Here is a 15,131-nt window from a genome sequence, read left to right as displayed (position 1 = left end):
CTCAGCCCTTGTGCGCGACGTTCAGCACCACCTTGCCGATATGCCGGCCCGACTCCATCAGTTCATGGGCCTGGCTGGCCGCTGCCAGCGGGAAGGTGGCATGGATCAGCGGCTTGACCGCGCCGCTGCGTATATGGGGCCAGGCCTTGGCCTGCAACTCGCCGAGGATCGCCGCCTTGTCGTCGGCGCTGCGCGCGCGCAGGGTCGAGCCGATATGGGTCAGGCGCTTGGTCAGCAGCGGGAACAGGTCGACCTCGGTGGCCGGGCCCTTGACCACGCCGATCTGCACGATGCGCCCGTCCATGGCGGCGGCCCTGAAGTTCCGCGCCACGTAGTCGCCGGCGATGATGTCGACGATCACATCCACACCCTTGCCGTCGGTGTGCGCCATGACTTGCTCGACGAAGTCCTCGCGGGTGTAGTCGATGGCCACGTCGGCGCCAAGTTCGAGGCTTGCGGCCTGTTGCCCGGCGCCATTGACCGTGGTGAAGATCTTCGCCGCGCCGAAGGCCCGGGCCAGCTGCGTCGCGGTAGTGCCGATGCCCGACGCGCCACCATGGATCAGCACGCTTTCACCGGCCTTGAAGCCGCCGCGCTGGAACAGGTTGACCCACACGGTCATGAAGGTTTCCGGCAGCGCCGCGCCCTCGACCATCGACAGGTTTTCCGGCAGGTGCGCGGTGGTGCGTTCGTCGGCCACAGCGTACTCGGCATAACCCCCGCCCTGGACCAGGGCGATCACGGCATCGCCGAGGGCAAAGTGACGGACCTGCTCGCCGATGGCCACCACCTTGCCGGCGATCTCCAGGCCCGGGATGGCCGGCGCGCCGGCGGGTGGATCGTACAGGCCCTTGCGCTGCAGCAGGTCGGGGCCGTTGACGCCAGCGGCATGCACCTGCACCAGCACCTCGCGCGGGCCTGGCTGGGGCGTGGCATGGCTGGCAACCTGCAGGACCTCGGGGCCGCCTGGCCGGGTGATGTCGATGGCGCTCATTTGGCTGGGGATGATGTGACGCATGAAGACCTCTGTCATTCTGAAGAAAGGCCGTGCCGGCCCGTTGCGACACAGGGTATGCAACCCGGGTTGCCGGGTCGCGCGGCGATTTTGCGACGCACCTTTGCAGATTTTCTTCAGCCTGCCGCATCCCTGCGAATTGTTGTGGGAAGCGGTTTTGTGTTGCCTGTACTGGCCTCATCGCTGGCAAGCCAGCTCCCACAATGCGCAGGTGATCCCTGTGGGAGCTGGCTTGCCAGCGATGGGGCGCGGCGCGCCCCCAATCAGGAGTGGACCAATGAACTGGGATGATGCCCGTATGCTGCTGGCCTTGAGCCGCGAACAGACCCTGCGCCGCGCCGCCCGGGTGCTGCGGGTCGACCAGGCCACGGTGGGCCGGCGGGTGGCGGCGCTGGAGGCGGACCTGGGCTCGACCTTGTTCCTGCGCACGCCGGCCGGCTACCAGTTGACCGCCATCGGTGAAGTGGCCGTGGAAATGGCGCAGAAGATGGAACAGGCGGCTCTGGAGCTGGCCCGCCGAACCCGAGGCGCGGACAACGAGGAGGCCGGCGAGGTGCGCATCGCCACCACTGACTCCCTGGCCCTGGAGTTCGTCATCCCGGCACTGCGGCAGGTGCACGAGACCCATCCTGAGGTGCGCGCGGTGCTCAGTGGCAGTTCGGAGATCGTCAATCTGTCGCAACGTGAAACCGACATCGCCATCCGCAACCAGCGCCCGGACAGCCCCGACCTGGTGCTGCGCAAGCTGGCCAGCTGGCAGATGGGCCTGTTCGCCTCGGCGGATTACCTGGCGCGGCGGGGCGTGCCGGAGGAGGGCAGCTTTGCCGGCCACGACCTGGTGGTGTATGAGCCGTACTGGCGCGACCGCGCCGAACCGACCCTGGTGGACGTGCCCCTGGGCGAAGGGCGGGTGGTGATGGCGGCCAACGCCAGCATGATGCTGCGCCGCGGCATCGCCGAAGGCCTGGGCCTGGGGGAGATCCCGGTGGAGCTGGGGCAGCGTGACGGCTTGCGGCGAGTCTGGCCGCAACGCATGCGCAGCCAGCCCTACGAGGTGTGGATGGTCACCCACCAGGACCTGCGCCACACGGCGCGGGTGCGCGCGGTGATCGACCAGTTGGTGCGGGCGTTTGCCGGGCCAAGCACCATAAGGCCCCTGTAGCGGGTTTGCCTCGCGACGCCGCAGTTTCTGCGAGCGGCCTGCCGTCAATCAGGATTGCGCGGGCACGCCACCCTCTGCCACGGTCTGCTGGTCGGCCTCGGCCGCCAGTTTCAACCGGTCGGCCTTGGAGATGTAGGGGTTCCTGTTTTTCGGCGCCAACTTGGCGCTGGCCTTCTTGGCGTGGGCTTTCAACAGTTGGTTGATCTTTTTACGACGGTTCATGTTCTTCCACTTCATTGACGCTGGGTGCTGCCGCAGGGGTGAACGATACAGCAAACCGCCACTGACGAATCGTCATATTCGCGCTACACCATCACATGACGGGTTAAACCGAGCGACAGGCACGGAGCCTGTCGCACCCGACAAGGAGGTCATCATGCAATGGACACCACGATCTGCAACCCGCCTGAAAACGCTGCTCTTTGGCTGCCTGGCAGCCGCCGCCTCGCCCACCTTCGCCGAGCAAGTCTGCGTGTTGCCCGACAATGTCGAGCCTGCGCCGGCCCGCCCCGTGGATTACGTCAACAAGGACCTGCCCACCGATTACCTGGCCCTGGTGCTGTCCTGGTCGCCGGAGCATTGTGAAGCCCAGCGCAACAAGCCCAAGGCGCAACGCGAAAAGCATGCCTTCCAGTGCTTCTCGGGCAATCGTTTCGAATGGGTGGTGCACGGCCTGTGGCCGCAGAATGGCTACGCCAGGTCCAACCAGGACCATCCGCGCAACTGCCAGACTGTCGGTTCGTTGCCGGCACCCTTGGTCAGGCAGCACCTGTGCATGATGCCCGGGCCGGACCTGATGCAGAACGAATGGCAGGCCCACGGTACCTGCGGCTGGTCGTCGCCGGACCGCTACTTTGCCGATATCCAGCGGGTCTACGACTCGCTGCAGCGGCCCTCCCTGCAGGAAATGCTCGGCAGCGAAGCGGGCCCCAATCAATTGGTGGACGCCAAGGTGAGCGACATCAAGCAGGCGTTCCTGGCCCATAACCCGGCGCTGCCTGCGCAGAGCCTGCGGGTATCGGTGGGTTCGGGCAACCGCCTGAAAGAGCTCTGGGTCTGCCTGGACAAACAGCTCGGCCCAATGCCGTGCCCGGCCGGCGGGACCCCCGACAACCAGCAGATCAAGGTCCGCACACCCTACCAGTAACCTTCCTGCAAGGAGTGCCTCCCATGCGAGCATCCGCCACGGGCGACTACCTGCGCGTACGCGCCATCACCGGTACCCATGTCGTGGTGCTGGCCTGGGACTTCGTCACGCCACCGAACCTTGCGACGCTGGTCGCCGAGCAGAACCTGCTGGGCTTTGCCGTGCAGCGCAAGCAGTTCGACGCGGCCGGCCAGGTGCGTACCCGCTATTACCTGCGTGGCTTGAAACGCTTCGCAGACAAGGACAAGGGGCTGCCCCCAGGCACGCGGGTGCCGACCAGCGAGCACCCCATCCAGAGTTTCCTGTGGGCGGACTACACCGCCACTGCCGAAGGCGACTACGAGTACGCGGTGCAACCGGTGTTCGGCGAGCCGAAGAACCTGCGTGTGGATGAGGCCCTGGGTGTTGCCGTGCGTGTGCGCTGCGAAAGCACGACGGCGCCAGGCACGGGCGTGCGCCACGACGTGCACTTCAACCGTGGCGTGATCGGCTCCCAGGCCTATGCCCGGGAGTTCGACAACGTCGCTCCCGACCCCGACGCGCCGCAATCCAAGCCGATGAGGTGGCTTTCGCGAGGCTTGTACGAAGCCCTGCTTGCCTTCATCGAACGCGGTGCCAGGCCGGGCATGGGGTTGCGCGCGGCGTTCTATGAATTTCACTACCTGCCGGTCGCCCAGGCGCTAAGCGATGCCGCGCAAGAAGGCGACGTGCAGGTGGTCTATGACGCGGCCAGCAAGTACAAGGCCGAGAACCAGGCCACCATCGCCCAGGCCGGCCTGGCCGCTCACGCTCATCCGCGCACGGTCAGCGAAGGTATCCGCCACAACAAGTTCATCGTGCTGCTCGAGCATGGCCAGCCGGTCAGTGTCTGGACCGGCTCGACCAATATCTCGGCCGGTGGGATCTTCGGCCATTCGAACGTGGGGCACATCGTCCACGACCCCGAAATCGCCCGGCAATACCTTGATTACTGGACACGCCTGCAACGCAACCTGACGCCAGGCAAGTTGCGCACGCCCAATGCCCAGGCCAGCCCGCTGCCGGCATTGCCGTTGCAGCCGGGCACCTATCCCGTGTTCAGCCCGCGCGAAGATAACGATCAGCCCCAGGCGCGCAAGACCTTGCAGTGGTACGCCAACCTGGCCAGCGCGGCCAGTCAATTGGTGTGCTTCACCGCTGCCTTCGAGATCGCCGCCGAATTCCAGGCGGTGTTCCAGGCACAGAACGATGTGCTGCGCTACGTGATCAAGGACGATCCGCTGAAGGAGACGGAGAACATCGGTACCGACGGTGACGTGATCTTCGCTGCCGGTAGCTACCTGAGCGAGGACAACACGCTGAGCAACGCGCTGAAGGAACGCGACAACCCGCTCAACAGCAACGATTACATCCACACCAAGTACATGCTGGTCGATCCCTTGGGCGAGCAGCCCACGGTGGTGACGGGCTCGGCGAACTTCAGCAGCGCCTCCCAGGTGAAGAACGACGAGAACATGCTGGTGATCCACGGCGACACCCGGGTTGCGGACATCTATTTTGGCGAGTTCATGCGCCTGTTCGACCATCACTACGCCCGCTACCTGGCGGCAAGGTACCAGGCCCGGCCCGGCAGCCAGGGCAATTATCTGAAGGAGACGGCCGGGCAGTGGCTGCCCGCGCACCTGGACCCGTCGAACTACCGCTCCAAACGCCGACAGTACTTCATTGGCTGACAGGCTCGTATACAGGCCAGACATCGCGCTGGCGTGTAGGTGTTTTGCTTCAGGGTGAGTAGGATAATTCAAGTTATACTGTATATTTGTCCAGTATTCATTGGTGATTCCAATGCCTGAGCACGCCAGGAGCAAAAATGGCTGCGTGGACAATAAATCCAGCTCCGTTAGTTTGAAGGCCTCTCCTTCGGAAAGGGAGAGTTCTCAAACCACATGGAGTTACAACGATGAACCAACCAGAAAACCAGAACCCGCTTCGTCACGGTCGTGTCACCACCCCAGCCTCGCGTGGCGCCGTCGCCATCGACCTCGGCGTGCTGAGCGGCTGGCAGGTCGATGAAATGGAAGGCGGCAAGAACTTCCCGGCCCTGGCCGCCGGTCCGTTCCCCGCGCCGTTCCAGTCGGACAACCCGAGCGTCGCACCGCCCGCCGATGGCTACATCCTCAGCGGTGGCAAGACCGACGCCCGTGACTGCGTCAACTTCACCGACGAGGAGATGGGCAAGAAGCTCAACCGCGCCTTCACCTGGCCGCTGATCAATGTTGACGCCGGGCAAGTGTTCAAGGTGACCTGGCGCTACACCGCGCCGCATACCACCCGCGGCTATCGCTGGCTGATCACCAAGGACGGTTGGGACCCGAAACAACGCATCACCCGTGCGCAATTGGAAGACAAGCCGTTCGCCGAGGACTTCTACCCGCAGGTGCCGTACTACAGCCACGCCGGCGAGTTGAAGGCCAAGGTCGACCACGAAGTGAAGCTGCCGGCCAACAAGAAAGGCCGTCACGTGATCGTGCTGATGTGGATCGTCGCCAACACCGGCAACGCCTTCTACCAGGCATTCGACGTCGACTTCCAGTAAGTCCGCGGGATCTACACACGTTCTGAAGGATTGGAACATGGCAACGATTGACTTTACCCAACTCAAGGCAGCGCAGGATGACGCTGCATCGCGGATGCCCAGCCTGGCGGGCAAGAAGATCCTCATGGGCTACTGGCACAACTGGCCGGCCGGCCCGGCGGATGGTTACCAGCGCGGGCAGTTCGCCAACATGAGCCTGGAGGAGGTGCCACGCGACTACAACGTGGTGGCGGTGGCCTTCATGAAGGGCAGCGGCATACCGACCTTCAAGCCGTACAACCTGTCCGATGCCGAGTTCCGGCGCCAGGTGGGCGTGCTCAACAGCCAGGGCAGGACGGTGCTGATGTCCCTGGGCGGCGCCGATGCGCATATCGCCCTGAACCCGGGCCATGAACAACCGCTGGCCAATGAAATCATTCGCCTGGTGGAAACCTACGGTTTCGACGGGCTGGACATCGACCTTGAACAGAGCGCGATCGATTTCGCCGCCAACAAGACGGTCCTGCCTGCCGCGCTGAAACTGGTGAAGGATCACTACGCCGCCGAGGGCAAGCATTTCATCATCAGCATGGCACCGGAGTTCCCCTACCTGACCAGCGCGGGGCGCTACGTCGACTACCTCAAGGCACTGGAGGGGTACTACGATTTCATCGCCCCGCAGTTCTACAACCAGGGGGGCGACGGGCTCTGGGTGCAGGAGGCCAACAATGGCAACGGCGCCTGGATCGCGCAGAACAACGATGCCATGAAGGAGGACTTCCTGTTCTACCTGACCGAGAGCCTGGTCAGTGGCACCCGCGGCTTCACCCGGATCCCGGCCGACAAGTTCGTCATCGGCCTGCCGGCCAACGTCGACGCCGCCGCCACCGGCTATGTGATCAACCCGACGGCGGTGACTAACGCGTTCAAGCGCCTTTACGCCAAGGGCGTGTCGATCAAGGGCCTGATGACCTGGTCGGTCAACTGGGACAGCGGGGTCAACAAGAACCACGTGCCCTACAACCAGGAGTTCAGCCGGCGCTACGGGCCGCTGATCAACAGTGGCAACAAGGCCACAGCGTCCGTCGACGCCTGATCGAGCCAGCATCCGGCAGACGTGCCTGATGCCCGACAGTCGAGGCCTGTCGGCTTGATCACCACATGAAGATCCGATGCCGCAAGGCATCGGATTTTTTGTGCCTGGTCGCTAGTGTGGTGTTTCACAAATAACGACCATAACTCGCGGCGCTTTTTGCGCTCATGCAGCGTTGTCGCTCCTCGCCGTAGCTGGGCTACGACTCGTCGCGACGCCTTGCCTGAGCGCAAAAATCGCTCGCGATTTATTGGTCGTATTTGCAAAACACCACACTAGGGCGCCGGTACGAAAATGGCGAGTCACGGCGATGCACAGGGGCTACCATGTCACCCATGGCCAATATCAACGACACCACCGAAAACGACACCTGCGACCTGGCACTGAAAGCGCGCGATACGCGCTTGGACGGCTGTTTTTTCCTGGGCTGGCGTCCCCCCTATGACACTGCGGCAATGCTCGGCTTTCTGCGCCTGCGGGCGATACCCGGCCTGGAGTGTGTGGAGGAGGGGACATACACCCGTACGCTGCGCCTCATGCAGGACGGTCAGGAACATTGCGGCTGGTTGAGCGTGGCCTTTGACGAGGCGCGCGCCCAGGCGCGGGTCACGATCAGCGATTCCCTGGCGGGCGTCCTGCCCACGGTGATCAACCGCGTGCGCGCCGCGTTCGACCTGGATGCCGACCCGCTCGCCATCGACGCCGTGCTGCACAGTGCGTTCCCCTCGGGTGCGGGCCTGCGCGTTCCGGGAACGGTGGATGGTTTCGAGCTGGCCGTGCGCGCCGTGCTGGGCCAGCAGATCACCGTGGCCGCTGCGCGCACATTGGGCGCACGCCTGGTCGCGGCCTTCGGACAACCCATCACAACACCGCTGGCTGGCACGGACCGTCTGTTCCCCACGCCCGCCGCGTTGATTGCGGCCAGCGGTGATGAACTGGGCCGGCTGGGCATCACGCGCCAACGCCAGGCGGCGCTCAAGGCGCTGGCCGAAGCGGTGCTGGAGGGCGGCCTGATCCTGAGCCCAGGGGTGGACGTCGCGGCCACCTGTGCCCGCTTGCGCGCACTGCCGGGGATCGGCGACTGGACCGCGCAATACATCGCCTTGCGTGCGTTGCGCTGGCCCGATGCCTTCCCGGCGGGCGATGTGGCGCTGCAAAAAGCCCTGGGGGTGAGCAGCGCACAGGCGGCAACGCAAGCCGCGCAGGGCTGGCGACCCTGGCGCGGTTATGCAGTGCTGCGCGCCTGGCAAAGCCTGCACTGACAGGCCTGTCACTAACTTGCAGATGCATGGCTGGACGCACTCTCGGGCTTTTCTCTTGAGTATCGGGGGAGTCGAAGCGCTGGGCGCCGAACACAGCTGACGTGCCTGCCATGGCAGGTCCAGTTGCCCGACCTGAAAAGCGCATGATATAAATGAGATTCACTATCAATTGGTTGCCATCATGGCGTCGACCGACAACGATCTCCTGCGAGCCCTGGCCTTGCACTACGACGATTTGGTCGAGCACATTCGCCGACGTTTTTCCAACCAGCATTTTGCCCGCGACGTGGTCCATGATGTCTGCGTACAGATCCTGGAAAAGCCGCCGCTCAACGCCATCAGCGTGCCCATGGCCTTTTTGCGGCGTGCCACGCTCAACCGCGCAATCGACCGGCGCCGTTCGGAAAGCACCCGCACGCTGTACGCGCAGAGCCAGATCGCCGTGGTCGAGCAGCACTGCGACCAGCTGGATGGTGCGATGGCGCTCGAATTCGAACAGCGCCTGCGTGCCTTGCTGGCGGTGATCGACGCATTGCCGGCGCGCCAGCGCCAGGTGTTCCTGCTCCACCGTATCCACGGCATGCCACAAAAGGACATCGCGCAGGAGCTGGAGATTTCCGTGAACATGGTTGCCCAGCATTTCATGCGGGCCATGCGCACCCTCGCACAACGCTGGCAGCCGGAGGCCTGATCGATGCAACGCCGTAGCGCGCCCGGCGCGCGCGATGCCCTCGAGCCTTACGCTGAATCCTTGCGTGCGCTGGTGCCCAGCCGTGAGGCGCTTTTGCAGGAAGCCAAGGCGCAGAGCGCACGCAACGCCAATCGTCGGCGCAAGGCTGCCGGCACGGCCCTGCTGCTGGCCCTGGCCGGTTGGGCCTGGCTGGCCGACCCGGCGCTGGGCTACCGCCAGGTCGAGGTGGCCAGCACCGGTCGCGAAACGTTGCACCTGGATGATGGCAGCGTGGTCGAACTGGACGCCGGCAGCGTGCTGCGCATCGAATATCGCCTGCGCAGTCGGCAGTTCGAGCTGCTCGATGGTGAAGGCTTGTTCAGCGTGGCTCATCAAGCCAAGCCCTTCATCGTGCGTAGCCAGGGCGTGGCTGTGCGCGATATCGGCACGGTGTTCGATGTACGCAGCGACCTGGACGGCGTGCGGGTGGCTGTCCTGGAGGGCGAGGTGGAAGTGGACAACGGTATGGCGCGTCAACGGCTGACGGCCAACCAGCAACTGCTTGCCAACCCTCAGCGCCTGGGGCCGGTGCACGCCAGCAAGCCCGGCGAACGAGACGCCTGGCGGCATGACCTGTTCCATTTCGACGGCACCCCGCTCGAGTCGGTCCTGGCGCAACTGCGCCGCCACCGTGACGCGCCGATTCGGCTGCAGGGCGCGACCGCCAGGCAACACCGGCTCAGCGGAGAGTTCCCCACCGGCAATGTCGAACAGTTGCTCGACAGCCTGCCCCAACTGGCGCCGGTAACGGTCAGTCGCGACAAGAGCGGTGCTGTGCAGGTGGATGTGCAGCGCTGAAAAATTTTTTCAGCGCTGCATCAATGTGCGGGTCAGCACAAACGCCAATCCCTATGAAACGCATTCTCACTTGCTCTGATGGGGATTCCATGACGCTCTTTAGCCACCCGCTGCGTCAGGCCATGGGCCTGGCGACATTCGGATTTCTGCTTGCCGGGCCTGTGCAGGCCGAACAGACGCACTACCGCATCGACCTGCCGGCCCAACCGCTGGATCAGTCGATCAACGCCCTTGCCCGCCAGACCGGTAGCCGCATTCTGTTCAACACTGACGCCGCGCACGCGGTACAAGCGCCGGCATTGCACCAGCAACTGAGCGTCGAACAGGCGCTGCGCCATTTGCTCGCCGGCAGCCACCTGAGCCTCACCCAGGCAGCCGATGGCCAGTATCTGATCGCGCTGCCCAGCGAACCCAGCAACGGTGCGCTGGAACTGGACGCGTCCAGCGTCATCGGCCGCCAGCCGGTCACCACCACCGAGGGCAGCCATTCCTACACCTCTGGCGCGGTCACCCTGGGCAAGGGCGTACAGACCCTCAAGGACATCCCGCAGTCGGTCACGGTGATGACCCGCCAGCAGATGGACGACCAGAACACCCAGACCATCAGCGACCTGGTCAACCGCACGCCCGGCCTCACCGCCAGCCGTTCGCCGGGGTCGGGGCTGTTCATCTATTCGCGCGGTTTCAGCATCGACACGCTGCAGTACGATGGCGTGCCGATCCCGCGCAATACCTACTCGCTAGGCAGCTACCTCAGCGAAGACCTGAGCTTCTATGACCGTGTCGAAGTGCTGCGTGGCCCGGCCGCGCTGCTGCAAGGCGGTGACAGCCCGGGCGGGGCGATGAACCTGGTACGCAAGCGCGGGCAGGACAAGGCGGTGGTCAGCCTGACCGGCAAGGCCGGTTCCTGGGACCGCTATGGCCTGCAACTGGACGCTGGCGGCCCGTTGAATGCCGAGGGCACCCTGCGTGCCCGCACGGTGGTCAGCCAGAACGACAACGGCTCGTTCATCGACTACGTGCGTGGCTGGAACCAGACCGTCTACGCTGCCGTGGACTATGACTTCACCCCGGACTTCACGATGGGTCTTGGCGTTGCCAACCAGAAGGGCCACGCCCGCCCGGCCATGCTCGGCCTGCCGCGCTATGCCGACGGCGGCAACCCCGACTGGTCGCGCTCGACCTATGTCGGCGCGGACTGGAACCGTGCCAACAATGATCAGACCAGCGTGTTCCTCGACGCCAGCTACCGGCTCAACGACGACTGGCGGCTGAAGGCTGCCGGCGTGTACATGAGCGAACACAACGGCGCGACCTACCAGGCGTTGTGGGATGCCCTCCCGGCCAACGGCTCCACCAGCAACACCTACATCGACTGGAGCACCGATTTCACCACCCACAGCAAGGGCCTGGACCTGTACCTGGACGGCCAGTTCACCGGTTTCGGTTTCGAGCAGACCTTCCTGCTCGGCGCCAACTACTCGCGCATCAATACCGACGACCGCTGGGCCAGGGCTCCCACATTAGGCGCAGACTCCAGTAACGTCGACCATCACCGCCCGATGCCAGACATCTACGGCCTGGCAAGCCGGGGCCGTGGCGAGTTGACCGAGTACCAGATCACCCAGAAAGGCTTGTATTCGCGCTGGTCGATCAACCTGACCGAGCCGCTGAAGCTGATCGTCGGTGCCCGCACCAGCTGGTACGACTACAGCTACGCCTCCCAGTCCTTCGCCCGCACCGGCTACAGCGAGTCGACAACCAGTAGCAACGGCAAGGTTTCGCCCTATGCGGGCCTGGTGTATGCGCTGAACAAACAGTGGTCGGTCTACACCAGCTACACCGACGTCTTCCAGCCGCAGAGTGCACGCACCAGCAGTGGTTCGGTGGTCGAGCCGATCATTGGCAGCAACTACGAACTGGGGCTCAAGGGCGAGTTGTTCGACGGGGCGCTGAACACCTCGGTCGCGCTGTTCCGCTACGACCAGGAGCACCACGCGGTGCTCGACCGCAGCGGGCCGATGGACTGCAACGGCTGGTACTGCTCGAAGGCCTCAGGCAAGGTGCGCAGCCAGGGCCTGGAGGCGCAGGTCAGCGGTGAGGTCCTCAGTGGCCTGCAAGTGATGGCCGGCTACGTCTACAACACCACGCGCTACCTGGAAGACGCCAACTACAAGGACAAGGTCTACAGCACCTGGACGCCCAAGCATCAGTTCAAGCTGTGGGCCGACTATACCTTGCCCGGTAACTGGAGCCGTGCCTCGGTGGGGCTGGGCACCACGGCGGTCACCGGCACTACCTCCTACGACCACGTCTTCGACCTGCCCGGTTATGCCATCTGGGATGCTCGGGTCGCGTACAAGGTCAGCGACGAGGTGACCGTGGCGGCGAACCTCAACAACCTGCTGGACAAGAAGTACTACCAGCCGGCCTACAACACCATCGACTACAACAACTACTACGGCGACCCGCGCAATGTCATGTTCAGTGTGAAATACACGCCTGAACTCTAGTTTGGCTGTAGTGCGCGAGGGCCTGCTGTGATTGTCACAGGGCTCATGGCGCGAGCGAATGTCGGTCGTGGACAACACAAAGGCTTGGATCAATGTCTGCTCTGGGTCGATAGCTGCCGATCCTGGATGACCGCTATCGACCCGTAGTAGCCCTTCGCTGAGGGCCGCACACGGCCAATTGCGGACGTTCACCGTGACATCGTCTGCGCCTACGAGATCGAGCGCCGCGCGGGCGGCGCTCGATCTCGTAGGCGCTGAAAATCTCACGGCGAACACGTCCGAACACCGCACTGCCCCAAGGCTTGCACCGTCGGTTCAGAGGCCTGATCGGGGTCATCCATTGTCGCGTCTACTTCAGAAGCTGTACCGGGCAGTGACAGTGAAGTTACGCGGATCACCATAAACGTCGTACGGGCTCCAGGTGTTGTTGCTGGCGATCCCCTGGTAGTACTTCTTGTCAAACACGTTGTTCACGTTCAACCGCGTCTCGAGCTTCTCGCTGACCTTGTAGCCCACCATCAACCCGTAAACCGCGTAAGCACCCTGGTCGATGTGATAATTGCCGAACGCATTGGAGCCTTTGTTGAAGATGCTGCTCTGGGCATAGACGTTGCCGCCGACACGCCATTTGTGCAACTCGCCCGGCAAGGTGTAGGTGGTGCTGAGCTTGAACAGGTGCTCGGGCAGGTCGGTGTCGAACTTGGTGCCCTCTTTGGTTTTGTCGGGGTCCTTGCGGTACCGGGTCTGCGAGTAGGTGTAGCCAGCGCCTACCTGCCAGTTCGGAGTCAACGCCCCCATCAACTCCAGGTCGATACCCTGGGTACGCACCTTGCCGGAAGCTTCGTAGCAGGTGAAGTTGATGCAACCGGCCTGGTCGGACGTTTGCGACGCGCGATTTTCCTGATCGATCTGGAAGACGGCCACGCTGGCATTGAGCGCGCCGTCGAAGTACTCACCCTTGATACCGATTTCGTAGTTCTTGCCCTCGATCGGGCGGATGATGGAGGCATCCCGGGCCAGTTCCGACTGGGGCATGAAGATATCTGTGTAGCTGGCGTAGACCGAGTGATGGTCGTCGAGGTCATAGATCACGCCGGCGTAACGGGTGACGTTGCGGGTCACTTTGTAGTCGGCATTGGTGTAGTAGCCGTCATTGATCTCGCTGTACACCGACTGGTTGTCATACCAGTCCAGGCGCGCGCCAACGATCAGCTTGAGCGGGTCGGCCAGGTTGATCCGGGTGGTGGCATAGACCCCTTCCTGCTCGACGTGCTCGCTGAGGGTGTAGATGTCGGCCACAGAAGGCTTGCTCACACCACTTGGGTTGACACTGAACAGATCGTCGACCGGCAGAAACACGGTGCCGCCGTGGGCGCTGGTCTTGACTTCACGCTTGCTGGCACCGACCACCAGTTCATGCTGGCGCTCGAACAACTTGAACGGGCCACTGGCGTACACATCGTAGGTGGACTGGTCATAGTCACGCCGCTGGTTGAACACCCGCTGGCGGAAAACTTCTGCAGCCGGTGTGCCGGTGCGCTCGAACACCGCCCCTTGCATGGCAAAGTCGGACCAGCTCTTGGAAGCGGCCAGGTGCAGGCGCCAGTCGTTGTCGAAGCGGTGGTCGAGCTCGGCGAAAGCCGTGGTGTTGTCGATGTCCTGGTAGCTCCAGTCGTAACCCATGTTGGTGGAGCGGGAGTAACCGACGTGGCTGCCATCTCGGTTGACCGGCAGGCCACCCCAGTTGATGTTGTTATTGTCGTTCTGGTTGGAGGCACCCAGGGTCAGGGTGGTGCTGTCGGTCAGGTCGAACTCGGTGATGCCATAAAACAGGCCACGCTCGCGACCGGCGTAGTCCTGGTAGCTGTCCTTGTCGTGGTAGGCGCCCACGAAGCGCCCGCGCACGCTGGCGTTGTCATTGAGCGGGCCACTGAGGTCCAGCTCGCCGCGGTAGTTGTCCCAGCTACCGGCGGCGCCGGTGATGCTGCCCTGGAATTGCTGGGTGGGCCGTTTGCGCACCATGTTGATGGCCGCCGAAGGGTTGCCTGCGCCCTGCATCATGCCCGTGGCACCGCGTACGATTTCGACCCGGTCATACGGGGCCATGTCGGCTGCGGCGACCCAGTCGGCATTGTAGGTGGTCGGCAAGCCGTCGAACATCAGGTTGGTGACGGGAAAACCACGCGAGAAATACTCGCTGTTGGCTGGGCGCGCTGCCGACATCCGCAGGCCGGGGGTGGCTTGCACGACGTCATCGAGGCTGCGCATGGCCTGGTCGTCCATCCGTTGGCGGGTGATGACCGTTACCGACTGCGGGGTTTCGCGTATGGACAAAGGCAGCTTGGTAGCGCTCTGCATGGCGCTGGTGCTGTAGGAACCCGTGCCTTCGGTGGTGCTGCCCAATGCCTGCCCGGTGATGCTGGTGGCCCCCAGCACCACCGCGCCTTCGCCACCGTCAACCAGCAAGTAGATGCCGTTGGCCTGGCGCACTGCCTGCAGGTTGCTACCGGCAAGCAGCGCGGCAAAACCGCCTGCGACGCTGTAGCTGCCCCTGAGCCCAGCGGAGCGGCGGCCCTGGGTACTGGCACCGTCGAACGACAGCGTAACCCCGGCAGCGCTGGCGAAATGACCCAGGGTCTCGGTCAGCGAACCCGGCGCAATATCGTAGCTGCGGGTTTGCTCCTGGGCCGCCGATGCGGCAACGGCATTGCCCCCTGCCATGTACATCGCGCCCAAGGCCAGGTGTACCGCCAATGCCAATGCTGGATGCGACTGTCGCGTGTTGCTCATGTTTCCCTCCCCAGGAACATTCGATTGAACTTGTGGGAGGAAAAGCCGAACGAGCTGCCAGCAAAGT

General features: G+C 63.7%; 11 protein-coding genes and 1 pseudogene. 9 read left to right on the top strand and 3 right to left on the bottom strand.

The features are described 5' to 3' along the window. Position 1 precedes the first annotated feature (1 nt). Positions 2-994 carry an NAD(P)H-quinone oxidoreductase gene (locus LOY42_RS15195; RefSeq protein WP_198755672.1) on the bottom strand — a complete coding sequence of 331 codons (993 nt, stop codon included), beginning with the start codon at positions 992-994 and terminating at the stop codon, positions 2-4. 298 nt (positions 995-1,292) lie between these two features. On the opposite strand from LOY42_RS15195, the gene LOY42_RS15190 reads away from it, so the two are divergent. Next, positions 1,293-2,177 (top strand): LysR family transcriptional regulator, encoded by an 885-nt coding sequence (locus LOY42_RS15190; protein WP_139670725.1) that lies wholly within the window; start codon positions 1,293-1,295, stop codon positions 2,175-2,177. Positions 2,178-2,225: 48 nt separating this feature from the next. On the opposite strand, the gene LOY42_RS15185 is transcribed toward LOY42_RS15190, so the two are convergent. After that, positions 2,226-2,399, bottom strand: coding sequence for a DUF2986 domain-containing protein (locus LOY42_RS15185; RefSeq protein ID WP_139670727.1), 174 nt, complete (start codon positions 2,397-2,399; stop codon positions 2,226-2,228). A gap of 154 nt (positions 2,400-2,553) precedes the next feature. On the opposite strand from LOY42_RS15185, the gene LOY42_RS15180 reads away from it, so the two are divergent. From LOY42_RS15180 to LOY42_RS15145, 8 genes and pseudogenes are all read left to right on the top strand, one after another. After that, the gene (locus LOY42_RS15180) at positions 2,554-3,324 is read left to right on the top strand and encodes a ribonuclease T2 family protein (RefSeq protein ID WP_177486027.1); all 771 of its coding nucleotides are present in this window, start codon (positions 2,554-2,556) and stop codon (positions 3,322-3,324) included. Between the two features lie 23 nt (positions 3,325-3,347). After that, on the top strand, positions 3,348-5,036 hold the full coding sequence (locus LOY42_RS15175; RefSeq protein ID WP_139670729.1) for a phospholipase D-like domain-containing protein: 1,689 nt from the start codon (positions 3,348-3,350) through the stop codon (positions 5,034-5,036). Positions 5,037-5,263: 227 nt separating this feature from the next. Continuing rightward, complete coding sequence (locus LOY42_RS15170) at positions 5,264-5,899, top strand: lytic polysaccharide monooxygenase auxiliary activity family 9 protein (RefSeq protein ID WP_046855967.1); 636 nt, start codon at positions 5,264-5,266, stop codon at positions 5,897-5,899. Between the two features lie 37 nt (positions 5,900-5,936). Next, a pseudogene (locus LOY42_RS15165) lies at positions 5,937-6,944 on the top strand (chitinase); the annotation flags it as partial. Between the two features lie 353 nt (positions 6,945-7,297). Beyond that, the gene (locus LOY42_RS15160) at positions 7,298-8,233 is read left to right on the top strand and encodes a DNA-3-methyladenine glycosylase (RefSeq protein WP_256659286.1); all 936 of its coding nucleotides are present in this window, start codon (positions 7,298-7,300) and stop codon (positions 8,231-8,233) included. Between the two features lie 181 nt (positions 8,234-8,414). Then, entirely contained in the window at positions 8,415-8,924 is a 510-nt protein-coding gene (locus tag LOY42_RS15155; protein WP_178082009.1) for an RNA polymerase sigma factor, read from the top strand. Positions 8,925-8,927: 3 nt separating this feature from the next. Beyond that, positions 8,928-9,761, top strand: coding sequence for a FecR family protein (locus LOY42_RS15150; protein ID WP_110702299.1), 834 nt, complete (start codon positions 8,928-8,930; stop codon positions 9,759-9,761). Positions 9,762-9,850: 89 nt separating this feature from the next. After that, complete coding sequence (locus LOY42_RS15145) at positions 9,851-12,274, top strand: TonB-dependent receptor (RefSeq protein ID WP_258598161.1); 2,424 nt, start codon at positions 9,851-9,853, stop codon at positions 12,272-12,274. A 354-nt stretch (positions 12,275-12,628) separates the two neighbouring features. Here the strand turns inward: LOY42_RS15145 and LOY42_RS15140 are convergent, their stop codons facing one another. Then, on the bottom strand, positions 12,629-15,064 hold the full coding sequence (locus LOY42_RS15140) for a TonB-dependent siderophore receptor (RefSeq protein ID WP_139670737.1): 2,436 nt from the start codon (positions 15,062-15,064) through the stop codon (positions 12,629-12,631). Positions 15,065-15,131 lie beyond the last annotated feature (67 nt).

Source organism: Pseudomonas sp. B21-023 (assembly GCF_024749165.1).
Lineage (GTDB): Bacteria > Pseudomonadota > Gammaproteobacteria > Pseudomonadales > Pseudomonadaceae > Aquipseudomonas.
The sequence above is the reverse complement of the archived record's forward strand: the minus strand, read 5'-3'. Positions and strand labels throughout refer to the sequence as shown.